Genomic DNA, 22,346 nt, shown 5'->3' with positions numbered 1-22,346 from the left:
CTGCCCAAAAACGCATCTGGCACCGTCACCGGTCGCACAGAAGCAGGTACGACTCCGCATGAGAGGTGTTCGAATGGCAACCACCGTCAAGACCGAGGTGACCGACGAGTCCGTCACGACTCCGGTAGTACCGCCGGTCAAGAAGACCGTCACCAAGGCTGCAGCCGCGAAGGCAGCAGCAGCCGAGGCCGCAGCGACCAAGAAGTCCGCGGCCGCCGGTTTGGCCGCCGAGAAGCCGGCCCCGAAGAAGCGCGCGACCAAGGCGAAGGTCGTCAAGAAAGACGACGAAGCCGACGTCGACGGTGGAACGGACGCCGATGACGACGAGTCAGACGAGGACAGCACCAAGCGCACGGCATCGACCGAGCCGCTCCCCAGCGGCGCCCTCGTACTCTCCCTGGTCGACGATGACGACGAGGTCCCGGTCTATTCCAGCGCCATCACCGGCGCCACGGCCGACCCGGTCAAGGACTATCTCAAGCAGATCGGTAAGGTCGCCCTGCTGAACGCGGCCGAAGAGGTCGAACTCGCGATGCGCATCGAAGCCGGCCTGTTCGCCGAAGACAAGCTGTCGGAGATGACGGATGTCGAGAAGAAGAACGCGCTCGGCCGTGAGCTGCAGTGGGTTGCCAAGGACGGCGCCCGAGCCAAGAGCCACCTCCTCGGTGCCAACCTGCGGCTCGTCGTGTCGCTCGCCAAGCGCTACACCGGTCGTGGAATGCAGTTCCTCGACCTGATCCAGGAGGGCAACCTGGGCCTCATTCGTGCGGTCGAGAAATTCGACTACACCAAGGGCTTCAAGTTCAGCACCTACGCCACCTGGTGGATTCGCCAGGCCATCACCCGGGCCATGGCCGACCAGGCTCGCACCATCCGTATTCCGGTGCACATGGTCGAGGTCATCAACAAGCTCGCCCGTGTGCAGCGCCAGATGCTGCAGGACCTCGGTCGCGAACCCACCCCTGAAGAGCTCAGCCGCGAACTCGACATGACGCCCGAAAAGGTCGTCGAGGTTCAGAAGTACGGTCGCGAACCCATTTCGCTGCACACCCCGCTCGGTGAAGACGGCGACAGCGAATTCGGTGACCTCATCGAAGACACCGAAGCCGTCGTGCCCGCCGATGCCGTGGGTTTCACCATGCTGCAGAAACAGCTGGAGAGCCTGCTCGACTCGCTGTCCGAACGTGAAGCCGGTGTGATTCGCATGCGCTTCGGCCTCGGTGACGGCATGCCGAAAACGCTCGACCAGATCGGCGACACCTTCGGGGTCACGCGCGAGCGCATCCGCCAGATCGAGTCCAAGACGATGGCCAAGCTTCGTCACCCGTCCCGGTCGCAGTCCCTGCGCGACTACCTCGAGTAAACGTGACAGTGACAGGTCCCACCCGGATTGCGTTGTGCGGTTCGTGAGTTCCCTTCGGTACGCCCCCGCGATTCTCATCGGTCGGGCCGTTCGTGTGCTCGCGCGCTGGCGCAAACCGGGCGGTGGCTCGGCCATTCCCGGCGTCGTCGTCAACCGCATCGCCCCGGGCTTTTTGGCCGCGGCGCTGAACGGGTTTCCGCTCGGCCTGGTAATCGTGACCGGGTCCAGTGGCAAATCAACCACGACCAAGATGCTCGTCGCCGTTCTGCGCGCGCACGGCCTGTCCGTATTCACCAACCAGTCGACGGCCAACATCAGCCAGGGGCTGACCAGCGCCCTTCTGGAACAGGTCAGCCTGTCCGGCACGATTGCCGGCGACGTTGCCGTGCTTGAAATGGATGAGGGACACGGCGCGTTCATCGCCGGCTCGCTGACTCCGCGGGTCGTCGCCCTGACCAACGTCATGGTTGACCAGATCGACCGGTTCCACGACTCCGAAATGGTCGCCGCCCTGCTGGCGAAAATCGCTGCACGGGCTACGGAGTCGGTCGTACTCAACGCTGACGACCGCTACCTGGCCGATCTCGGTCACGATCTCGAACCTGGCGTTTCGGTAGCCCGCTACGGTGTAACCGCCGAGGTTCTCGCTCAGTATCCACGCGGACTCGGTTACGCCGACACCGCACCGATTCGCCTGCCGAACGGAACCGGGCTCCAGCTCACCCGGGTGGCCGGCCTGGACGCCGACGTGCAGTTTGCCACGGGCGTTCACAGCATCCGCTTGCCGGCTCGCGGCATCCACTACGCCGTCGACGCGCTGACCGCGCTGAGCACGGCCCAGTCGACCCTGGGCGTACATTTTGATCCGGCGATCGCCTGCACGGCGCTGTCGGCCATGCCGGCCGTTTTCGGACGCGGCGAGGTCGTCACCGTTGGCGGCAAGACCGTTGAGTTTGTGCTCGTGCAAAACCCGTCGAGTTTTCAGCTCAACGTGGACAGTCTCGAACCGGGAACCGAGCAGATTCTGGTGATCATCGGCTCCGACGTGCGTGACCCGTCGTACTTCTGGCCGGTGGACACCTCTGGGCTCGGCCACGTACTCATCGCCTCCGGGCTCAAGGCGCACGACATCGCCCTGCAGCTGGCCTACGACGACGTCACCGTCGACCGCATCGAGCCCGATGTCCCGACCGCTCTCGACGCGTTCCTAGCCCTGCCCGATCCCGTCTCCGGGGTGAAAACCATCATCTTCTCCGCCGACGGAATGCGGCGCACCCGCGCGCACCTCGGCCTCGTCTCCAACTCTGAGGAGCCGGTATGACTGCCACTTCGCTGGACCGCCCGTTCACGGTCGTCTCGCTGCTGCCGCGCCTTCTGAACACGAACGGTGATGCCGGCAATGCTCGTGTGCTCGCGCAGCGCGTTCGGTGGAGCGGCCACGACGCGCGGGTGGTCGATGTGCATTCCCGGGCCGACCTGCCCGAGCACGTGGATGCCGTGTCGATCGGTTCGGGAACGGATGCTGCACTTCTGCCGGCCAGGGACAACCTTCGTACCCTGGTGGAGGAACTGCGCCTCTGGTCCAATTCCGGCGTGCCCATCCTGGCCGTCGGCACCGGGTGGGAACTGCTGAGCTGGGGAAGCGACCTCCCCGACGGCAGCGTGCTGGAAGGACTCGGCCTCGTAGCCGGCCACGCCGTGCCACGCGCCGCCCGCGCTACCGACGACATCATCGTCGCCTCAAAATACGGGCGGCTAATCGGGTTCGAAAACCATGCCCGCGACTACGTCGGTGCTGAAGCCAGCCCGCTCGGCCGGGTGCTGTACGGCACCGGCAACGCGGATGCTCCGGCGAGCGGACCTCAGATTGAGGGACTGACCATGGGTGAGGTGTTTTGCACCCACCTGCACGGGCCCGTTCTTGCTCGCAATCCCGCACTCGCCGACCACCTGCTGCAGGCAGCCTTTAGCCGCCACGATCTCGAATATGCGCGCGGCGCGACGGCCGAGTCCGTCGATGACACCGCGCGGACGGCCCGCAACCAAGTGGCCGTGCGGCTGGGCCAGAACGCCGAATAGGGGCTGCGGACTGAGCGCGGTTCCGGAGACCGAAAAGTCGCAGCGACGAAAAGACCGCGCCGGCAACTGGCCTTAGCCAGCCGCCGGCGCGGCATCCGTTTTGAGTGCCTACCAGCCCGCTAGGAGCGCTGGTCTTCGAGCAGACGGCTCGATTCGTCATGCCAGCTTTCGGCAATGGTTGCCAGCTTCTCCTGGTGCTTGCGGCCGTGGTGCGCGCAGAACAGCAGCTCACTGTTTTTCACGACGACACGGATGTAAGCCTGGGCACCGCACGCGTCGCAGCGGTCGGCTGCGGTGAGCTGGTGGGGGGCGCCCTGGTTGTCTACAGCACCATTTTCGGTGGCGATCTGGGACATATTCTCCTCCTCCAGACTGAATTACATGAACCCTCTTATCTAATGTAAACACGCCGCAGGGCCAATGACGAGATGATTGGCCGGTATTTCGCTCACCGCGTAGACGTGTCGTGGGGGGGGTTGCCTGCCGCGCCGTGCCTCCATAGCGCGAAAGATTCCCGGTCGGGGCCGGTATTCTTGGTTGTTGTGAGCTCTGACTATTCCGCGCGCCACCTGTCAGTCCTTGAGGGACTCGAGGCAGTGCGCAAACGCCCCGGCATGTATATCGGTTCCACCGACTCGCGTGGACTGATGCACTGCCTGTGGGAGATCATCGACAACTCCGTCGATGAGGCCCTGGGCGGGCACGGTGCCAGCATCAATATCGAGCTGCATCCCGACCAGAGCGTCGAGGTGCGCGACACCGCCCGCGGAATCCCGGTCGATATCGAACCCAAGACCGGCCTGACCGGTGTCGAGGTCGTCTTCACCAAACTGCACGCCGGCGGAAAGTTCGGCAGCGGTTCGTATGCGGCGTCGGGTGGTCTGCACGGGGTGGGGGCCTCCGTTGTCAACGCGCTGTCCGAACGTCTCGATGTCGAGGTCGACCGCGACGGCAAGACCTGGGCCATGTCGTTCCACCGCGGTGAACCTGGCCAGTTCGCGGATTCGGGGGAGAAGAGCCCCGACGCACCGTTCACTCCGTTCGAGAACCAGAGCGAGCTGCGCGTGATCGGCAAGGTCAAGCGCGGCGTCACGGGCACTCGCATCCGCTACTGGGCTGACCGGCAGATTTTTACCAAGGGTGCAGCGTTCCAGACCGACGAGGTGTTGAACCGAGCCCGCCAGACCGCGTTCCTCGTTCCCGGCCTCGCGATCGAGGTCGCCGACCGTCGCACCGAGGAGCCCGTCACTAGCCTGTTCCAGTTCGACGGCGGCATCAGCGAATTCGTCGAACACCTCGCGACGGATGCCCCGATCACCGATACCTGGCGGCTCACCGGCAACGGCACTTTCACTGAGACCGTGCCGGTGCTCACCGACAAGGGCGCCATGGTGCCGACCGAGCTCACGCGCGACTGCCAGGTGGACATCGCCCTGCGCTGGGGCACCGGCTACGACACGATCGTGCAGAGCTTCGTCAATATCATCGCTACTCCCAAGGGCGGCACCCACCAGGCCGGTTTCGACGCCGGACTGCTGAAGTTCCTGCGCGGCCAGGTCGAACTGAACGCCCGCCGGCTCAAGGTCGGCAGCGACAAGGTCGACAAAGACGACGTGATGGCCGGACTTACCGCCGTGCTCACGGTGCGCCTGCCGGAGCCGCAGTTCGAGGGCCAGACCAAGGAGGTGCTCGGCACACCGGCGGTGCGGGCGATCGTCGCCAACGTCGTCGCGAAGGCCATGGCGGAGCGGTATGCGTCGCCGAAACGCGATGACAAGACCCAGTCAGCGCTGCTGCTCGACAAGATCGTCGCCGAGATGAAGTCACGCATCTCAGCCCGCGCCCATAAAGAAACCCAGCGGCGCAAGAACGCCCTGGAAAGTTCGTCGCTGCCGGCCAAGCTGGTCGACTGCCGCAGTAACGACGTGTCCACGAGCGAGCTGTTTATCGTGGAGGGGGACTCGGCCCTCGGAACGGCGAAGCTCGCCCGCGACAGCGAGCACCAGGCGCTATTGCCGATCCGCGGCAAGATTCTGAACGTGCAGAAGGCATCCGTCGCCGACATGCTCTCCAACGCCGAGTGTGCGTCGATCATCCAGGTGATCGGGGCCGGCTCCGGTCGCAGCTTCGACCTGTCAGCGGCGCGCTACGGCAAAGTCATCATCATGAGCGATGCCGACGTCGACGGTGCCCACATTCGTACCCTGCTGCTCACCCTGTTCTTCCGCTACATGCGCCCCATGATCACCGAGGGCCGCGTCTTCGCCGCCGTGCCGCCGCTGCACCGGGTCGTCGTGATGAACCCGGGCTCGAAGCCCAACGAGACCATCTACACCTACTCCGAAACCGAGCTGCACGGGGTGCTGAGCGCCCTCGAGAAGAAGAATCGTCGTTATCAGGACCCGATCCAGCGCTACAAGGGCCTCGGCGAAATGGATGCCGACCAGCTCGCGACCACCACGATGGAACGTGCCCACCGCACCCTGCGGCGCGTGCGTGTCGACGACGCCGAAGCCGCCGGCAAGGTTTTCGAGCTGCTTATGGGCAATGACGTCGCCCCGCGCAAGGAGTTCATCATCGACAGCTCCGACAAGCTGTCCCGCGATCGCATCGACGTCTGAGGCATCCCAGCGCCCTCGTGGCACGTATTTGAGAAGCCGGCACGTGTTCAAACCAGTGCCGCGTTCTCCAACGCGTGCCACGAGGTGCGCGGGCTTAGATTTCGGTGCCGATTGCTCCGATTGACGCGTCGAGCATGACTCCGGAGGCGTCCCGGCGGGAGCCGGAGTCCGGCAGGGTGCGGGGAGTGCCGTCCGGACCGACGGCCCGGGCCGGAGCTCGCCCGACCCAGGCCACGGCGAGGGTGTCCTCACCCTTGAGGAAGCGCTGGGCGCGAACACCGCCGGTGGCGCGACCCTTGGCGGGATACTCCGAGAAATCGCTCTGCTTCGCGCTCCCCGGGTCGGTGCCCGGGAGGGTCTGACTGCTTGACGCCACGGTGGCCACAACGGCCGCCGCCACGTCCTCGGCTGACAGGCTGGTGAAGAACACGACGGTTTCCCCCGTCGTCAGCTTGATTCCGGCCATGCCGCCGGCTGCTCGGCCCTGCGGCCGTACACCGGCGGCGGTGAAGCGCAACAGTTGCGCATCCGTCGTGATGAAGACGAGGTCGTCGTCCTCTGCACCCTGCACCGCGCCGACCACCTCGTCCTTCGGCTTGAGCGCGATGATCTCCCAGGAGGGTTTGTTGGCCCAGTCGCCGGGAGTGACCCGCTTCACGACGCCCTGACGCGTGCCGAGCGCGATCGCCCGGTCGGAGTCCAGCGAGACGATCGCGAGCACTCGCTCCTTTTGGTCGGTGAGTAGCAGATATTCGCTGATGCGCACCCCGGCGGCGAGCTGAATGGACGTCGGCGGCATCACAGGCAGGTCGACGGGGGAGAAGCGGATGAGCCGCCCCCGGTTGGTCACCGCGCCCACCTCGGTGCGGCTGGTTGTGTCGAGCGTCGAGAGCACGGCATCGTGTTTGCTGCGGCGCTGCGGTGGCTGGATCCGCGGCGGCAGCGAATCGTCGACAGCGACCAGATCGACCCGGGCGATGCGCCCGGTCACGCTCAGAAACACGCGGGTGGGGATGTCCTGCACCTCGAGCACGGCCGCCTGGCGTTTGGCGGCAGCCACCGACAGGCCGGCAATGCTCGGCTTGGCCTCGGTCAGGACTGTGCGACGTGGCGTGCCGAACTTCTCGGCGACCGCGCCCAGTTCCTCTGACACCAGGGTGCGGATCGCGGCTTTCGAGGACAGTAGTTTCTCGAGTTTCGCGATTTCAGCGAGCAACTGGTCACGTTCGGATTCGAGCTCGATGCGGGAGAATTTGGTGAGGCGCCGCAGCCGCAGTTCGAGAATGTATTCGGCCTGAATCTGACTGAGGTCGAACACGTCGATCAGTTTTGCGCGGGCCTGCTCAGTGTCATCGCTCGCGCGAATCACCTGGATCACCTCGTCGATGTCAAGGATCGCCACCAACAGGCCAAGCACGAGGTGCAGGCGTTCCTTGCGCCGGGCCAGTCGATAGGCCGAGCGACGGGTGACGACCTCGATGCGGTGGTTGACGTAGACGTGCAGCAGTTCGAGCAGCCCAAGAGTCTGCGGGGCTCCATTGACGAGGGCGACAGCGTTGATGTTGAACGAGTCTTCCAGTGGGGTGTACCGGTAGAGCTGCTCGAGCACGGCATCGGGACTGAAACCGGTCTTGATACCGATGACCAGACGCAGTCCCTTGGTGCGGTCGGTGAGATCGGTGACGTCCGAGATGCCGCTCAGCTTCTTGGAGTTGACACCATCCTTGATCTTCTCGATCACCTTTTCCGGGCCGACCAGGTAGGGGAGTTCGGTCACGACGAGCCCGGTTTTTCGGGCGCTGATCGCCTCGACCGAGACGCGGGCGCGGGTCTTGAAGCTGCCGCGGCCGGTACTGTATGCGTCCTTGATGCCGGCCAATCCCACGATGGTACCGCCGGTCGGCAGGTCCGGCCCAGGCACGAATTCCATGACGTCATCGAGTGTTGCGTTCGGGTGGGCGAGCAGGTGCCGGGCGGCCCCGACGACCTCGATCAGGTTGTGCGGCGCCATGTTGGTGGCCATCCCGACGGCGATGCCACTCGTGCCGTTGACGAGCAGGTTGGGGTAGGCAGCTGGCAGCACGTCGGGCTGGGTGAGCTGGTTGTCGTAGTTCGGCACGAAGTCGACGACGTCTTCGTCGAGGTTTTCGGTCATTGCGAGAGCGGGCGCGGCTAGGCGGGCTTCGGTGTAGCGGGGCGCGGCCGGCCCATCGTCGAGCGAGCCGAAGTTGCCGTGCCCGTCGATGAGCGGAACCCGCAGGGAGAACGACTGGGCCATGCGCACCAGGGCGTCGTAGATCGCGGTATCGCCGTGCGGATGCAGCTTCCCCATCACCTCGCCCACAACCCGGGCGCTCTTCACGTGGCCCTTGTCGGGGCGCAATCCCATTTCGCTCATCTGATACAGGATGCGACGCTGCACCGGTTTGAGACCGTCGCGGGCGTCGGGCAGAGCCCGGGAGTAGATCACCGAATAGGCGTACTCGAGGAACGACCCCTGCATCTCCACCGATACATCGACGTCTTCGATGCGCTCGGTGCTGGCTGTGCTGGCGGCTGGTGCGGTGCTGTCTGAGCGGCTCATTGAAAAATTCTGCTTCAAGCGTGCCACGGCAACCGATCGAACGGTCACCGCTGCACTGCGTAGGGAGCGCTCTCGGGAGCGCTGGAGGGCTCGGGTTCGTCCCTGTGAAAGAATGAGACCCGATGCCCACCATGCTACCGGCCCGCCAATTCAGTGCTCTGCGCCTTGCCGATGTTCTCACCAGTTCCCTCGACGCCGTCTGCGCCCGGCCGAACACGCTGGGCCTGCCCGCCGTGCGCAAGGCGGTCGTGATTCTGGCCGATGGGCTCGGCGTCAGCTCGATCCGGGCACGCGCCGGGCACGCACGATTCCTGTCGTCCCGGCTCAACAAATCGAGCATCATCGACGGAGTGTTCCCGGCCACGACGGCCGCGGGAATCGCGACGCTCACCACCGGCGTGGAACCTGGCCAGCACGGACTGGTCGGCTACCAGGTGCTCGACGGGGCCAACGACCGCGTCGTGAATCAGCTCACCGGCTGGGATGACGGCATGCAGCCGGCGACCTGGCAACGGGCCCGTACCGTCTTCGACCTGGCCGCCGATGACAACGTGCCGAGCTTCGCCATTGGTCCCAAACGATTCGTGGCCTCCGGCTTCACCCAGGCGGTACTGCGCGGCGCCCAGTACGTGCCGGCCGAGAAGGTGGCCGATCGCTTTGCCGCCACGCGGAGCATCCTGAATGAGAATCCCACCGCCCTGATCTACCTCTACGTGGCCGAGCTCGACGTGGCAGCGCACGCGCACGGGTGGGAGTCTGATCGGTGGCTGGCCCAGCTGGAGAATCTTGACTCCGAGGTGACCCGGTTCGCTGCCACTCTGCGCTCCGACGAGGGCCTGCTGCTCACCGCCGACCACGGGGTGATCGACGTGCCGAGTACCAAACACGTGCTCTTTGACACCGAGCCAGCGCTCGTGGCCGGCGTGCGCCACATTGCGGGGGACCCGCGCTGCGTGCAGCTCTACCTCGAGCCGCAGTGGTCAGCGGTCGGGTCCGACTCGAACGCCGCCGACACGCTGGCGGATGCCTGGCGGGCGTCTCAGGGGGACCGCGCCTGGGTCTACACCCGCGATGAAGCCGTGGCGGCCGGCCTGTACGGCCGGGTAGCCGACGAGGTGTTGCCGCGCATCGGCGACGTGCTGGTCGCCGCGCGCAAGTCCATCGCGTATTACGACTCCCGCCCGGCGAACCAGAAGGCACGCGGCATGATCGGACAGCACGGTTCCCTCACTGATGAGGAAGTGCGTGTGCCGCTGATCCGAGCGGGCGCCTTCGCTCGGTAACCCGCCGAAGCCGCCCGCGGAGTACCCGGTGCTAAACCGGGTACTGGCGGCGCTTTACCTGCGGCTTGGGCAGCCGCATCGGCCGCAGCTGGAGCGCGCGCATAGCCGCGTACCAACGCACGCGTTCAGCCTTGTCAGAACCGAACTTGGCCTCGATCTTCTTAGTGAGTACGAAGCCGAGTACGACGCAGTCGACGACAGCGAAGATGAAGAACGCCCACAGGGCGATGATCGAGTAGCTCGAGATGCTCGGGATCGTGGTGAGGAGGATGACCAGGAACATGATCGGGATCATCAGCTCCCCGACGTTGAACCGGGCATCAACGTAGTCGCGGGCGTAGCGTTTCTGCAAGCCGCGTTCCCGCAGTGGCAGGTACTTGTCCACACCGGCAGCCATTCCGGCACGCGCGACGTCGCGCGCGGCGGTCGACTTAGCGCGCGCCTGCTTGGCTGCGAGTTTGCGGTCATCCGGAACCAGTGGGCGCTTGTTGGCCGCTTCCTGCTTTTTGCGGGTCGGGGTTGCCTGACCTTTGCCTGCTGTGTGCGAGAGGCCGAGGCGCGCTGCGGTCTCGTCGGAACTTTCAATCGACGGCTGGGCGTCGGGGTTTACGGGAGGCTTGGCCACATCAAATCCTTGCAATTGGGTGCCTTAAGATTACCGGTATGACTGGTAACCCACAGACGAATTCCCATTCCACTGGCCGAACGCCCGACGCTGTCGCCAATTCCGGCGACAATTCAGCCGCCGATTCGGTCACCAAGGCCGGCCTCCGGGGCGCGGTCGAACGGGGTCTCCCCAGCACGATCGCCGACCTGTGCGCGCTGGTGCGCATCCCGTCGGTGTCCTGGGCGGCCTTCGATCGTTCGCACGTCGCCGCGAGTGCCGACGCCGTCGCCGCGCTGGTGCGCGGGCTTGACGTGTTCGAGTCGGTCGACATCGTGCAGGCCGCCATTGCTCCCAGCAACTCGGGCGGCGCTGCCGAACTCGGGCAGCCAGCGATTCTGGCGTCGCGCGCGGCCCGCAACGGACGACCGACCGTCCTGCTCTATGCGCACCACGACGTGCAGCCTCCCGGCCAGGACGAGGATTGGGAGTCCGATCCGTTCACGCCCACCGTGCGCGGCGACCGACTCTATGGGCGGGGAGCTGCCGACGATAAGGCTGGCGTCATGGCGCACGTCGCGTCCATCCGCGCTCTCGTTGCGACCGTCGGCACCGATTTCGATCTGGGAATCGCGCTGTTCATCGAGGGCGAGGAAGAATTCGGCAGCCGCTCCTTCGCCACGTTCCTCGACGAGAACCGCGAGGCTCTGCGCGGGGATGTCATCGTGGTAGCCGACTCCAACAACTGGGACATCAACACGCCGGCAATCACCACGGCCCTGCGCGGAAACGTGACGCTTCGGTTGACCGTGCGCACGCTCGCCCACGCTTCACACTCGGGTATGTTCGGTGGAGCCGTCCCCGATGCGATGCTCGCCACCATCAAATTGCTGTCAACGTTGTACAACGAAGACGGGTCGGTGGCCGTCGACGGCCTCACCGCCATTGACGTTCCTACACCGGACTATTCAGAGGAACAGCTACGCGCAGAAACCGGCCTGCTGCCCGGCGTCAGCCCGATCGGCCACGGCTCGATCCTGAGCCGGATCTGGTCGCAACCAGCCCTCACTGTGACCGGAATTGACGCACCCACCGTCGACAACGCTTCCAACACTCTCACCCCCGCGGTGACGGTTCGGCTCAGCACTCGCATCGCTCCCGGCCAGTCCGCGGTTGAAGCCGCCGCAGCCATCGAGGCGCACTTGCACGAGCACGCGCCGTTCGGCGCGGTTCTCGAGATCGACGATGTGGATACCGGCGAGCCCTTCCTCGTCGATATCAGCGGCTGGGCCGTGACCGAAGCTCGTTCCGCCATGACGGCTGCCTGGGGCGTTCCCCCCGTCGACATCGGCGTCGGGGGGTCGATCCCGTTCATTGCCGAGCTGGTGCGGGTCTTTCCGACGGCTCAGATCCTGGTGACTGGAGTGGAAGACCCTGACTCCCGGGCCCACAGCCCAAATGAGTCTTTGCACCTCGGCGTGTTCAAACGCGCCGTACTCAGTGAGGCATTCCTGCTCGGAAGCCTGAACGAACGCAACGGACACTGAACAAACACCGGGTCAACTGCCGACGGCCAAAGAAATGTGAGAGCGTGGGAATGCCCGCGTCGACTTTCTGGTTGTCGAAGGTAGAATTTATGACATCGTCATCTATGAGACCGCACTGAGCGTGATTGCGTGAACCGAGGAGAAGCATGACCGACACCATGACAGAAACCGTCAGCGTTGCTGACACCGCGCCTACTGACACCGCACACGCTGCACACGGCGTCGGACTCACCGAGGCAGCGGCGCTCAAGGTCCGCAGCCTGTTGACTCAGGAAGGTCGCGAAGACCTGCGTCTGCGCGTTGCCGTGCAGCCCGGCGGCTGCTCCGGCCTCGTCTACCAGCTCTACTTCGACGAACGCGTACTCGACGGGGATGCGCTCGTCGATTTCGACGGTGTCGAGGTCGTTGTCGACAAGATGAGCGTTCCCTATCTCGACGGCGCCTCGATCAACTTCGAAGACACGATTGAGAAGCAGGGTTTCACCATTGACAACCCGAACGCTGGCGGCAGCTGCGCCTGCGGGGATTCCTTCCACTAAAAAAAGTTCCACCGGCGGGGACATCATCACTTTGATGGTGTCCCCGCTTTTTTTCTGCCCAATCTGCACCGGATTCGCCCGGAAATGCTCCATCAACAGGGTTTCACGCGCACAAATCGTGTGCGACCCGACCCGGAGTGCACTTCGTGTGCACTCTCGCGGAGTAAGCTAGGAATCGATCAAAACGCTTCCTGAGAAGCGTCCTCGAATCTCCCGAAAGGTCCCCGGTGCGCAATAATCACCGCCTTCGTTGGGCTGCCATTCCGCTCGCAGCGACGTTAGCCGTTGTACTGGCCGGATGCACGCAAGCCCAGCTCCATGGTTTCCTGCCCGGCTTTGAAGAAGAGGGCGAGACGGCGGTGACCAATCAGACCGATCGCATTGCGGGTCTCTGGACCACCTCGTGGATCGTGCTCCTGGTCGTGGGCCTCATCACCTGGGGCCTCATCATCTGGACGATCGTCGTTTATCGTCGACGAAAGGGCCAGACCGGGCTTCCGGTTCAGCTTCGGTACAACATGCCGATCGAGATCTTCTACACCGTCGTGCCGCTCATTCTCGTCGTCGGCTTCTTCGCGTTCACCGTGCGCGACCAGATCGCCATCGAGGCACGCTACGACAATCCCGATGTGACGATTGAAGTTCAGGCCAAGCAGTGGGCCTGGGACTTCAACTACGTCGACGAAGACGTGTACTCACCCGGAATCCAGGGCCAGCTTGATCCCAACGGCGAAACCGGCGCGATTAACCAGTCCGAGCTTCCCGTGCTGGTACTCCCGGTTGACAAGACCATCGAGATAGCACTGGAATCTCGGGACGTCATCCACTCGTTCTGGGTTATTGACTTCCTGTACAAGAAGGACGTCATTCCCGGCAAGACCAACTACATGTCGGTCACCCCTCAGCGCATCGGAACCTATGCGGGCAAGTGTGCTGAGCTCTGTGGCGAATACCACTCCCTCATGCTCTTCAACGTCAAAGTCGTCTCCCAAGCTGACTACGACACGTACATCGAGTCCCTGCGCACCGCGGGTAACGTCGGTCAGCTCGACAATGAGTTCGACCGCAATCAGAATCAGCCGGGCACCAGTGCCCCGACGGCTCCGGAGGGCAACTAAGCCATGACTACGACCATCGCACCAGTGGAGTCTCGCCCGGCCGCGCCGGTCTCCACGTCAGCGGAGCGCAAGGGCAACGTCCTTGTTCGGTGGATCACCTCCACCGACCACAAGGTCATCGGGTACATGTACCTGATCACCTCGTTCATCTACTTCTGCCTCGGCGGCGTCATGGCGCTGATCATTCGCGCCCAGCTGTTCGCCCCGGGCCTTGACGTCGTGCAGACGAAGGAACAGTACAACCAGCTGTTCACGATGCACGGCACGATCATGCTTTTGATGTTCGCGACGCCGCTCTTCTTCGGCTTCGCCAACTTTCTGGTTCCGCTGCAAATCGGCGCCCCTGACGTCGCGTTCCCTCGCCTGAACGCTCTCGCCTACTGGTTCTTCAACTTCGGCAGCCTCATCGCCGTCGCCGGGTTCCTCACCCCGCAGGGGGCGGCATCCTTCGGCTGGTTCGCCTATCAGCCCCTGGCCAGCACGACGTTCTCGCCGGGTGTTGGCGGCAACCTCTGGATGGTCGGCCTGGGTCTCTCCGGTTTCGGCACGATTCTCGGCTCAGTGAACTTCATCACCACCATCATCACCATGCGTGCCCCGGGCATGACGATGTGGCGCATGCCGGTCTTCACCTGGAACTCTCTCATCACGTCGCTCCTCGCGCTCATGGTCTTCCCGGTGCTCGCTGCAGCGATGCTCGCCGCAGCCTCGGACCGCATCTTCGGTTCGCACATCTATGATCCAGCCAACGGTGGTGCCATCCTCTGGCAACACTTGTTCTGGTTCTTCGGCCATCCCGAGGTGTACATCATCGCGCTGCCGTTCTTCGGCATCGTCTCCGAAGTGTTCCCGGTCTTCAGCCGCAAACCAATGTTCGGGTACAAGACCCTGATCTACGCGACCATCTCGATTGCCGCGTTGTCCGTCACCGTCTGGGCGCACCACATGTACGTCACCGGCTCGGTTCTGCTCCCGTTCTTCTCGCTCATGACGATGCTGATCGCGGTACCCACCGGGGTGAAGATTTTCAACTGGATCGGCACCATGTGGCGAGGGTCAATCACCTTCGAGACCCCCATGATCTGGGCCATCGGCTTTCTCGTCACGTTTACTTTCGGCGGCTTGACCGGTGTCATCCTGGCTTCGCCGCCGCTCGACTTCCACGTGTCTGATACCTACTTTGTTGTCGCCCACTTCCACTACGTGGTCTTCGGTACGGTGGTGTTCGCAATGTTCAGCGGGTTCTACTTCTGGTGGCCGAAGTGGACGGGCAAGATGCTCAACGAGAGCCTCGGGAAATGGCACTTCTGGTTGCTGTTCATCGGCTTCCACACCACCTTCCTGATCCAGCACTGGCTCGGTGTTATGGGCATGCCGCGCCGGTACGCGACCTACTCACCGGAAGACGGGTTCACCTGGATGAACCAGGTATCGACGATTGGCGCCATGATTCTCGCGGTGTCAATGATTCCGTTCTTCCTGAACGTGTACATCACGGCCCGCAAGGCTCCGATGGTGACCGTGAACGATCCGTGGGGTTACGGTTCGTCGCTCGAGTGGGCCACCTCGTGCCCGCCGCCGCGCCACAACTTCACTTCTATTCCCCGTATCCGCTCCGAGCGTCCGGCCTTCGACCTGAACCACCCCGAAGCCGGCCTGCCCGTCGGCATCGGCCCTGGCAAGGATGCGCCCGACGCCGCGGTCTACGACATCGATTCGAATCAGGTCAAGTAAATGAAGACCAACGTCAACATTCTTTGGGTCCTCACCGCCTTCTTCGGAATCGTCACGGTCGTCTACGTGGCGTGGAGCCTACTCGACCCAGCCCACGGAAAAGTGGAATGGGCGGGAACGTTCACGCTGGGGCTGTCAACCCTGCTGGTAGCGTTCATCGCCTTCTACCTGGACAAGGTCCATGCCGCCCAGGGCGCGGAACTGCCCGAAGACCGTCTGGATGGCAACATCGATGACGGTGACCCGGAGATGGGCTTTTTCAGCCCGTGGAGCTGGTGGCCGATCTTCCTGGCCGCTTCCACAGCGCTGCTCTTTCTCGGGCTCGCGGTCGGAATCTGGATCTGCTTCATCGGACTGGGGCTCGGCCTGGTGGCGCTGACCGGCTGGGTCTACGAGTACTACCGGGGCTTGTTCGCCCGCTAAGCACACGACGCGGACGATACCGATCTCCCTCACGGGGGGTCGGTGTTGTCGTTTAACGTGCCCGTTTCGCCGGGGCATCCAGCGGCCTGCTATCGACGCCGAAAGCCGAAGATATCGAAGGCAACCGTCACGAGTTGGTCGAGACCCGTGCTGTCCTCGCCGGCGGAAGAGCGCGAATGGTGCGAGGACGGTCCCATTCCGATGAGCGATGCCACCTCGAATGGTGACAGGTGCACTGTGCGGTCGAGTTGGTCGTGATGCTCGAGGCGGAACCAGGCGGCCAGGCTCGTGGTCAAATGGGCGGCTTTGTCGGCTTGCATCTCTACGGCTAGCCCCGACTCCCGAAGCTGACGCAGGTGCGTCGGCTGCGGCACTACGACGAGCAGTAGACCGTCGGGCCGCAGAACGCGTTGGAATTCCGCAGCGTTGCGCGGTGCGAACACGTTCAGAATCACGTCGGCGGCGCCGGCCCGAATGGGAAGGGGCGACCAGACATCCGCCACCAGCCCGTCAACGCGATCGTGCGAGCGGATGGTGCGACTCACGGCAGTGGGGGAGAGGTCCATTCCCAGCGCTCGCACGTCGGCTCCCGGGGGCAGCGCTGCGCCCAGGTAGTAGCCGGTTCCGCAACCCACGTCGAGAAGCCGCCGGGGGGACTCACCGGCGACGACAGTGTGGATGGCGTCTCGCAGTGGGTCGTACCACCCGGCGCGAAGGAATCGGTCCCTGGCCTCCAGCATGGCCGCGCTATCGCCGATGAATTTGCGTGGGCCGGTGAGCAGGTTGACGAACCCCCGTTTATTCACGTCAAAGGAATGACCCCGTTCACAGGCCAGCATGAGTTCGCCGCGGGGATGCAGGGGGAGAAAACAGTTCGGGCACCGAAGCCACTCCGATAAAGTCTGGAGTGACATCGATGCCCGTTCTGTTTGATTTCTGTCTACTTGTCGGTGATCTCCGCGGGGTGATCGCCGTGAGCCTGATTCAGCTCAGCCTGCGTGACCGGAGTAATCCGGTCCTCGAAGAACCAGCGGGATAGTCCGGCACGCACCTTCTCGGCCGGGCCGATCTTGCCCTGAGCGTTCGGGCGCAGCATGAGCGGCTTGAAGTCGCTGTAGCTGACCAGCTTCCAGCGTTCGTACTCGTCAACCGGCTGGTGTACCTCGACGAATTCGCCACCGGGCAGCCGAACGATGCGGCCGGATTCGTAGCCGTGCAGGACAATCTCGCGATCCTTCTTCTGCAGAGCGAGGCAGACCCGCTTGGCGATGAAGAACGCAAGGAACGGTCCGAGCAACGTAGTGGCCTGGAGCGTGTGAATGACGCCCTCCATGGTCAGGTGGAAATGCGTGGCCATGATATCCGACGACGCTGCCGCCCACAAGGACGCGTAGAACGTCACGCCGGCCGCGCCGATTGCGGTGCGGGTCGGAGCATTGCGCGGGCGATCGAGCACGTGGTGCTCACGCTTGTCGCCGGTGATCCATGCCTCGATGAACGGGTAGACCATGACTGTCACGATGAACAGTCCGACCACGATGAGCACCACAAGGATGTTAAGCGAGTAGGTGTGGTTGAGCCAGACGAACTCCCACCCGGTCGGGATCAGCCGCATTGCACCGTCGGCGAAGCCAATGTACCAGTCGGGCTGGGTACCGGCTGACACCGGTGACGGGTCGTATGGGCCATAGTTCCAGATCGGGTTGATCGTGAAGAGCGAGGCGATGAGCATGACCACGCCGAAGACGATGAAGAAGAATCCACCGGCCTTGGCGGCGTATACCGGCAGAACCGGGTAGCCGACCACGTTCTGGTTGGTGTGTCCGGCAGCCGGGTACTGGGTGTGCTTGTGCACGACGACGAACAGAAGGTGCATGGCGATCAACGCGACGATGATGGCCGGCAGCAGCAGAATATGCAGCGAGTACAGCCGTCCAACGATGTCGGTACCTGGAAATTCGCCACCGAAGAGCAGGAAGGAGACCCAGGTACCAACGACCGGGATGCCCTTGATCAGGCCGTCGATGATGCGCAGTCCGTTACCGGAGAGGAGGTCATCGGGGAGGGAGTAGCCGGTGAAGCCTTCGGCCATGGCCAGGATGAAGAGGATGAAACCGATGACCCAGTTGAGCTCACGCGGCTTGCGGAACGCACCCGTGAAGTAGATGCGCAGCATGTGCAGGCCGATGGCGGCCACGAACAGCAGGGCCGCCCAGTGGTGTACCTGACGCATGAGGAGGCCACCACGAACGTCGAACGAGATGTCCATCGTGGAGGACATTGCCGCCGACATGGGGATGCCCTTGAGCGGGGCATAGGAGCCGTTATAGACGACTTCTGCCATGGAGGCCTGGAAGAAGAAGGTCAGGAATGATCCCGAGAGCAGAATGATGACGAAGCTGTACAGCGCCACCTCACCGAGCAGGAACGACCAGTGGTCGGGGAAGATCTTGCGGCCCAACTCCTTGACTGCGCCCGAGATACTCGTACGTTCGTCAATGTAGTTGGCGGCGGAGGCGGTGAAGCCACCGGCTTTCTTCACCCCGACGCCCTGGTCCTCAGCGGATTCGCGGGTGATTATCGTGGTCATGCTCGCTCCCAGAAGCTCGGGCCGACTGGTTCAGTGAAATCGCTTTGCGCGATCAGGTATCCCTCAGCGTCCACGGCGATCGGGAGCTGGGGTAGTGCCCGTTTGGCCGGACCGAAGATGACCTTGCAGTGGTTCTCAACGTCGAACTGCGACTGGTGGCACGGGCAAAGCAGGTGGTGCGTGTGCTGTTCATAAAGGGCAACCGGGCATCCAACGTGGGTGCATATCTTAGAATATGCCACGATGCCGTCATAGGACCAGGACTTGCGGTCTTCCGTTTCGATCAGATCGTCCGGATCCATTCGGATGAGCAGAACGGCTGCTTTCGCCTTCTCTTCCAAACGGCCGTGGCCCATTTCGGACAGGCCTTCGGGAATGACGTGGAACGACGAGCCAAGCGTGACATCCGCTGCCTTGATCGGGGTTCCGCTCGGGTCCATGGTGAGGCGAACGCCCTTTTTCCACATGGTCTCATTGAGCAAGGCCACCGGATCCTGGTCCATCGGGCCGAGGCCACGAAACAGAACGACCGCCGGGAGCGGGAAGACGACGAGCGCGCCGATGAGGCTATTGCGAATGAGTGTGCGGCGGCCGAAGCCCGATTCCTCATTGGCCTGCTGGAAGATTTCTACGGCACGGGCCCGAACTGGCTCGGTCCCACGCACGGGGTGGCGTTCGTCAACACCCTCATGATCGCTCATGAGCGCCTTGCCCCAGTGAACAGCGCCGATACCGATGGCGAGCAACGCGAGGCTGAGGCCGAGACCAATGAAGAGGTTGTTCAGTCGAACCGACCCCGGATCCTCGGCCACGATCGGAAAGGCCATGTACGCGGCAATCGCGAAGACACTACCCACGATGGATACATAGAACAGCGTATAAACGGTGCGCTCAGCCTTGCGCTCTTCCTTGTGTTCAAGGTCGGTGATGCGCGGACGGTGCGGCGGGAATCCTGGGTTAGCCAGGGCATCCCGTGTAACGACGGCTGTGCTTGCGGCGGATGTCGCGAGCTGCGCGCCAGGCGAGTCGGCGGCGGTTACGTCCTCCGCGCCGTTATCGTCCTTGGCCATGGGTCTCCTTTGTGGGTGTAAATACTGTGCACTGTGGTGCTACGCGACGTTCAATCGGTACCGAATGAAGTGTCAAGACCGGATACCGACTCTTAGTTTGATTTTGCCGTGATCCACACGGTGAGGGCCACGATTGCGCCCAGTCCGAAGATCCAGATGAAGAGTCCTTCAGCTACCGGCCCCAGAGAACCGAGAGCTAGCCCGCCCGGTGACGGGTTGTCCTCGACGTACTTGAGATACGTGATGATGTCGCGCTTGTCTTCGGGCGAGATGTTCATGTCGTTGAAGACGGGCATGTTCTGCGGGCCGGTGATCATGGCCTCGTAGATGTGCTGGGCAGAAACGTTCTCGATGGCAGGAGCAAACTTGCCCTCGGTCAGTGCGCCACCGGCACCGGCGACGTTGTGGCACATAGCGCAGTTGATGCGGAACAGCTCAGCTCCGGTTGCGGCATCGCCGGCAGCGTCCAGCAGCTCGGCGGCGGGAATACCCGGACCGGGAGCCAGCGAGGCCACGTAGGCCGCCAGCGCTGCAGTCTGCTCGGCCGTGAACTGCACCGGCTTCTTCTGCGCTTGCGGACCCTGCATCTGCATCGGCATGCGGCCGGTGCCGACCTGGAAGTCGACCGAGGCAGCGCCGACTCCGATCAGGCTGGGACCTTCTGACGAGCCCTGAGCGCTGAGGCCGTGGCAGGTGGCGCAGTTTGCCGCAAAGAGTTTTTCACCCTGGGCGATTGTCTGCTGGGAGGAAGCATCCGTTGTCGCAACGGCAGTGCTGCTGCTGAAGGCGACATAGGCGCCTCCCGTAAAGAGCAGTCCGATGGCAATGAGCGCAACGCTGGCGAGTGGATGGCGACGCCCGGTCTTGCGTGGCCGGCGTGCGCGAGGGGTTTTGATCGTGGTCATGCTGAAGTAGTCCGCTCCCGTTTCTAGGTATGTACTTCTATTTGAGAACGTAGATGACCAGGAAGAGCCCGATCCAGACGACGTCGACGAAGTGCCAATAGTAGGAAACCACGATCGCGCTGGTGGCTTCTTTATGGCCGAAGTTCTTGACCGCGAAGCCGCGTCCAATCACAAGAAGGAAGGCCAGCAGGCCAGCGGTCACGTGAATGCCGTGGAAGCCGGTCGTGATGTAGAACGCTGAGCCGTAGGCGTTGGAGGAGAGTGAAATACCCTCGGACACCAAGGTGGCATATTCAAACACCTGGCCGGTGACGAAGATTGCGCCGAGAGCGTAGGTCAGGAAGAACCACTCAACCATGCCCCACTCACTCGGCTTCCAGCCGGTTGAACGAGCCTGCAGCCGTTCGGCGGCGAATACTCCGAACTGGCAGGTCACCGACGACGACACCAGCACCAGAGTATTGATCAATGCGAAGGTGAAGTTGTGCTTGTCGGCCTCAAAGAGCCACAGCTCGGGGGAGGTTGAACGGAGCGTGAAGTAGATTGCGAAGAGCCCCGCGAAAAACATCACCTCGCTGCCCAACCACACAATGGTGCCTACAGCCACGCTGTTGGGCCGGTTCACGACGGGCGCACTCGCCGTCTGAGTAATTGAGGTGCTGGTCACCCTTCTATTATGGCCGATATTCCCACAGTTTTTTCTCAAACAGGCGTGCAAGTGAGAGTTTCTACCCCGTCGGGGTGGGAAAATTCAGCACTCACAGGCCGTGAATTCGGGGGAGTTGGGCCCGTTCTCCTATGATCAGAATCATGCTTGAATCGCAGTCTTGGCCCAACATATTAAATTCTCTTCTTTCCGGCAGGGACCTGAGTGTGGCAGACGCCGCCTGGAGCATGGAACGCATCATGCTCGGCGAGGCCTCTCCTTCCCAACTGGGCGCTTTTCTCGTTGCCCTTCGCGCCAAAGGGGAAACCGTCGATGAGATTGTCGGATTCCGGGATGCGATTCTTGAACAGGCCATTGTGCTGCCGGTCAATCCGATGGCACTCGACATTGTCGGGACTGGTGGTGACCAGTTCGGCACCGTGAACATCTCGACGATGGCGTCTATAGTCTGCGCAGCGGCCGGTGTTCCGGTCGTCAAACACGGCAACCGGGCCGCCAGTTCCGCATCCGGGTCATCCGATGTACTCGGCGAATTGGGCATCGATCTGTCCCGAGACGCGACCCGGGTCGCCCAGGTCTTCAAAGAAACCGGGATCACTTTCGCCTTCGCGGCTGCTTTTCATCCCGGATTCCGCCACGCGGCCCTCACCCGCAAGGAGTTGGGGATCCCCACCGTGTTCAACTATCTCGGCCCGCTGTGCAACCCGGCGCGGCCGGAGGCATCCGCTGTGGGGGTCGCCGACCTCGATCGAGTGCCGCTCTTCGTCGGCGTCTTTCAGACCCGAGGCGCGACGGCACTAGTCTTTCGCGGGGATGATGGGCTCGATGAAATGACGACCACCGGGCACAGTCACGTCTGGGAGGTCTCGCGCGGCCTCGTGACCGAACACGACATCGACCCGCGGGATCTCGGCCTGAAGCGAGCGCACATCAGCGAGCTGGTGGGCGGTTCGCCCCAGCACAACGCGGATATCGTGCACGCCGTGCTCGCCGGCGAGCCGGGCCCGATTCGTGACATCGTGCTGCTGAACGCCGCGGCCGGACTGGTTGCGTTCGACCTGGCCAATGATGCGTCGCAGGTGCAGATCGCCATCCTGGACCGTTTTCGCAGCAAATTGGCGGTGGCTGCCGAGGCGATTGATTCCGGGGCGGCCACGGCCAAGCTGGCGTCGTGGATTGCGGCGACCCAGGTCTGAGATCGGGCCGCCGCAGTTTTGGG

The 22,346-nt window shown here is 63.3% G+C and carries 19 protein-coding genes; 11 read left to right on the top strand and 8 right to left on the bottom strand.

The window, feature by feature from the left end; all coding sequences use genetic code 11:
• Positions 1 to 73: 73 nt before the first annotated feature.
• Genes BLS91_RS08010 through BLS91_RS08000 form a run of 3 tightly spaced genes read left to right on the top strand, consistent with a single transcriptional unit; the run spans position 74 to position 3,442 of the window.
• Positions 74 to 1,363: an RNA polymerase sigma factor gene (locus BLS91_RS08010; protein ID WP_092340185.1), complete on the top strand. Its 1,290-nt coding sequence runs from the start codon at positions 74 to 76 to the stop codon at positions 1,361 to 1,363.
• Positions 1,364 to 1,406: 43 nt separating this feature from the next.
• Positions 1,407 to 2,684: a MurT ligase domain-containing protein gene (locus BLS91_RS08005; RefSeq protein WP_134505311.1), complete on the top strand. Its 1,278-nt coding sequence runs from the start codon at positions 1,407 to 1,409 to the stop codon at positions 2,682 to 2,684.
• Positions 2,681 to 3,442, top strand: a complete 762-nt coding sequence (locus tag BLS91_RS08000) for a type 1 glutamine amidotransferase (RefSeq protein ID WP_092340183.1) — start codon at positions 2,681 to 2,683, stop codon at positions 3,440 to 3,442. The genes BLS91_RS08005 and BLS91_RS08000 overlap by 4 nt, the downstream gene beginning before the upstream one ends.
• 119 nt (positions 3,443 to 3,561) lie before the next feature.
• On the opposite strand, the gene BLS91_RS07995 is transcribed toward BLS91_RS08000, so the two are convergent.
• The gene (locus tag BLS91_RS07995; protein ID WP_092340182.1) at positions 3,562 to 3,798 is read right to left on the bottom strand and encodes a DUF7455 domain-containing protein; all 237 of its coding nucleotides are present in this window, start codon (positions 3,796 to 3,798) and stop codon (positions 3,562 to 3,564) included.
• A gap of 186 nt (positions 3,799 to 3,984) precedes the next feature.
• Between BLS91_RS07995 and BLS91_RS07990 the strand changes: the two genes are divergently transcribed.
• The gene (locus BLS91_RS07990; protein WP_241983139.1) at positions 3,985 to 6,063 is read left to right on the top strand and encodes a DNA gyrase/topoisomerase IV subunit B; all 2,079 of its coding nucleotides are present in this window, start codon (positions 3,985 to 3,987) and stop codon (positions 6,061 to 6,063) included.
• Positions 6,064 to 6,157: 94 nt separating this feature from the next.
• Here BLS91_RS07990 and BLS91_RS07985 read toward each other — a convergent pair whose 3' ends face one another.
• Positions 6,158 to 8,647, bottom strand: a complete 2,490-nt coding sequence (locus tag BLS91_RS07985; RefSeq protein ID WP_092340180.1) for a DNA gyrase/topoisomerase IV subunit A — start codon at positions 8,645 to 8,647, stop codon at positions 6,158 to 6,160.
• 122 nt (positions 8,648 to 8,769) lie between these two features.
• Between BLS91_RS07985 and BLS91_RS07980 the strand changes: the two genes are divergently transcribed.
• The gene (locus BLS91_RS07980) at positions 8,770 to 9,930 is read left to right on the top strand and encodes an alkaline phosphatase family protein (RefSeq protein WP_241983138.1); all 1,161 of its coding nucleotides are present in this window, start codon (positions 8,770 to 8,772) and stop codon (positions 9,928 to 9,930) included.
• A gap of 31 nt (positions 9,931 to 9,961) precedes the next feature.
• Here BLS91_RS07980 and BLS91_RS07975 read toward each other — a convergent pair whose 3' ends face one another.
• On the bottom strand, positions 9,962 to 10,555 hold the full coding sequence (locus tag BLS91_RS07975; protein WP_092340179.1) for a DUF3043 domain-containing protein: 594 nt from the start codon (positions 10,553 to 10,555) through the stop codon (positions 9,962 to 9,964).
• 38 nt (positions 10,556 to 10,593) lie between these two features.
• Between BLS91_RS07975 and BLS91_RS07970 the strand changes: the two genes are divergently transcribed.
• The 5 genes from BLS91_RS07970 to BLS91_RS07950 all read left to right on the top strand — a co-directional run bounded on the left by BLS91_RS07970 (position 10,594) and on the right by BLS91_RS07950 (position 15,895).
• Positions 10,594 to 12,081, top strand: a complete 1,488-nt coding sequence (locus tag BLS91_RS07970; protein ID WP_092340178.1) for a dipeptidase — start codon at positions 10,594 to 10,596, stop codon at positions 12,079 to 12,081.
• 158 nt (positions 12,082 to 12,239) lie between these two features.
• Positions 12,240 to 12,620, top strand: a complete 381-nt coding sequence (locus BLS91_RS07965) for a HesB/IscA family protein (protein WP_092340224.1) — start codon at positions 12,240 to 12,242, stop codon at positions 12,618 to 12,620.
• Positions 12,621 to 12,847: 227 nt separating this feature from the next.
• Entirely contained in the window at positions 12,848 to 13,738 is an 891-nt protein-coding gene (gene ctaC, locus BLS91_RS07960; protein ID WP_092340177.1) for an aa3-type cytochrome oxidase subunit II, read from the top strand.
• A gap of 3 nt (positions 13,739 to 13,741) precedes the next feature.
• Positions 13,742 to 15,472, top strand: a complete 1,731-nt coding sequence (gene ctaD / locus BLS91_RS07955) for an aa3-type cytochrome oxidase subunit I (RefSeq protein WP_092340176.1) — start codon at positions 13,742 to 13,744, stop codon at positions 15,470 to 15,472.
• Positions 15,473 to 15,895 (top strand): cytochrome c oxidase subunit 4, encoded by a 423-nt coding sequence (locus BLS91_RS07950; RefSeq protein WP_092340175.1) that lies wholly within the window; start codon positions 15,473 to 15,475, stop codon positions 15,893 to 15,895.
• Positions 15,896 to 15,984: 89 nt separating this feature from the next.
• Here BLS91_RS07950 and BLS91_RS07945 read toward each other — a convergent pair whose 3' ends face one another.
• From BLS91_RS07945 to ctaE, 5 genes are all read right to left on the bottom strand, one after another.
• Positions 15,985 to 16,809, bottom strand: coding sequence for a putative RNA methyltransferase (locus BLS91_RS07945; protein WP_092340174.1), 825 nt, complete (start codon positions 16,807 to 16,809; stop codon positions 15,985 to 15,987).
• A 26-nt stretch (positions 16,810 to 16,835) separates the two neighbouring features.
• Positions 16,836 to 18,485, bottom strand: coding sequence for a cytochrome bc1 complex cytochrome b subunit (gene qcrB, locus BLS91_RS07940; protein WP_092340173.1), 1,650 nt, complete (start codon positions 18,483 to 18,485; stop codon positions 16,836 to 16,838).
• Complete coding sequence (gene qcrA / locus BLS91_RS07935; protein ID WP_092340172.1) at positions 18,482 to 19,555, bottom strand: cytochrome bc1 complex Rieske iron-sulfur subunit; 1,074 nt, start codon at positions 19,553 to 19,555, stop codon at positions 18,482 to 18,484. The genes qcrB and qcrA overlap by 4 nt, the downstream gene beginning before the upstream one ends.
• 92 nt (positions 19,556 to 19,647) lie before the next feature.
• On the bottom strand, positions 19,648 to 20,460 hold the full coding sequence (gene qcrC / locus BLS91_RS07930) for a cytochrome bc1 complex diheme cytochrome c subunit (RefSeq protein ID WP_092340171.1): 813 nt from the start codon (positions 20,458 to 20,460) through the stop codon (positions 19,648 to 19,650).
• Between the two features lie 37 nt (positions 20,461 to 20,497).
• Positions 20,498 to 21,127, bottom strand: a complete 630-nt coding sequence (ctaE, locus tag BLS91_RS07925) for an aa3-type cytochrome oxidase subunit III (protein WP_233197528.1) — start codon at positions 21,125 to 21,127, stop codon at positions 20,498 to 20,500.
• Between the two features lie 143 nt (positions 21,128 to 21,270).
• Here ctaE and trpD point away from each other — a divergent pair, with 143 nt between their 5' ends.
• Positions 21,271 to 22,323 (top strand): anthranilate phosphoribosyltransferase, encoded by a 1,053-nt coding sequence (gene trpD / locus BLS91_RS07920; protein ID WP_092340222.1) that lies wholly within the window; start codon positions 21,271 to 21,273, stop codon positions 22,321 to 22,323.
• Positions 22,324 to 22,346: the final 23 nt, after the last annotated feature.

It is taken from the genome of Cryobacterium flavum, from assembly GCF_900103805.1.
Classification (GTDB): Bacteria; Actinomycetota; Actinomycetes; order Actinomycetales; family Microbacteriaceae; genus Cryobacterium; species Cryobacterium flavum.
This window is presented reverse-complemented; position numbering and strand designations above follow the sequence as displayed.

Excerpts from the sequence above, each read along its gene's own strand:
- BLS91_RS08010 (WP_092340185.1), top strand. The coding sequence starts at position 74 with ATGGCAACCACCGTCAAGACCGAGGTGACCGACGAGTCCGTCACGACT.
- BLS91_RS08000 (WP_092340183.1), top strand. The coding sequence starts at position 2,681 with ATGACTGCCACTTCGCTGGACCGCCCGTTCACGGTCGTCTCGCTGCTG.
- BLS91_RS07995 (WP_092340182.1), bottom strand. The coding sequence starts at position 3,798 with ATGTCCCAGATCGCCACCGAAAATGGTGCTGTAGACAACCAGGGCGCC.
- BLS91_RS07985 (WP_092340180.1), bottom strand. The coding sequence starts at position 8,647 with ATGAGCCGCTCAGACAGCACCGCACCAGCCGCCAGCACAGCCAGCACC.
- BLS91_RS07980 (WP_241983138.1), top strand. The coding sequence starts at position 8,770 with ATGCCCACCATGCTACCGGCCCGCCAATTCAGTGCTCTGCGCCTTGCC.
- BLS91_RS07970 (WP_092340178.1), top strand. The coding sequence starts at position 10,594 with ATGACTGGTAACCCACAGACGAATTCCCATTCCACTGGCCGAACGCCC.
- BLS91_RS07965 (WP_092340224.1), top strand. The coding sequence starts at position 12,240 with ATGACAGAAACCGTCAGCGTTGCTGACACCGCGCCTACTGACACCGCA.
- ctaD (WP_092340176.1), top strand. The coding sequence starts at position 13,742 with ATGACTACGACCATCGCACCAGTGGAGTCTCGCCCGGCCGCGCCGGTC.
- BLS91_RS07950 (WP_092340175.1), top strand. The coding sequence starts at position 15,473 with ATGAAGACCAACGTCAACATTCTTTGGGTCCTCACCGCCTTCTTCGGA.
- BLS91_RS07945 (WP_092340174.1), bottom strand. The coding sequence starts at position 16,809 with ATGTCACTCCAGACTTTATCGGAGTGGCTTCGGTGCCCGAACTGTTTT.
- qcrB (WP_092340173.1), bottom strand. The coding sequence starts at position 18,485 with ATGACCACGATAATCACCCGCGAATCCGCTGAGGACCAGGGCGTCGGG.
- qcrA (WP_092340172.1), bottom strand. The coding sequence starts at position 19,555 with ATGGCCAAGGACGATAACGGCGCGGAGGACGTAACCGCCGCCGACTCG.
- qcrC (WP_092340171.1), bottom strand. The coding sequence starts at position 20,460 with ATGACCACGATCAAAACCCCTCGCGCACGCCGGCCACGCAAGACCGGG.
- trpD (WP_092340222.1), top strand. The coding sequence starts at position 21,271 with ATGCTTGAATCGCAGTCTTGGCCCAACATATTAAATTCTCTTCTTTCC.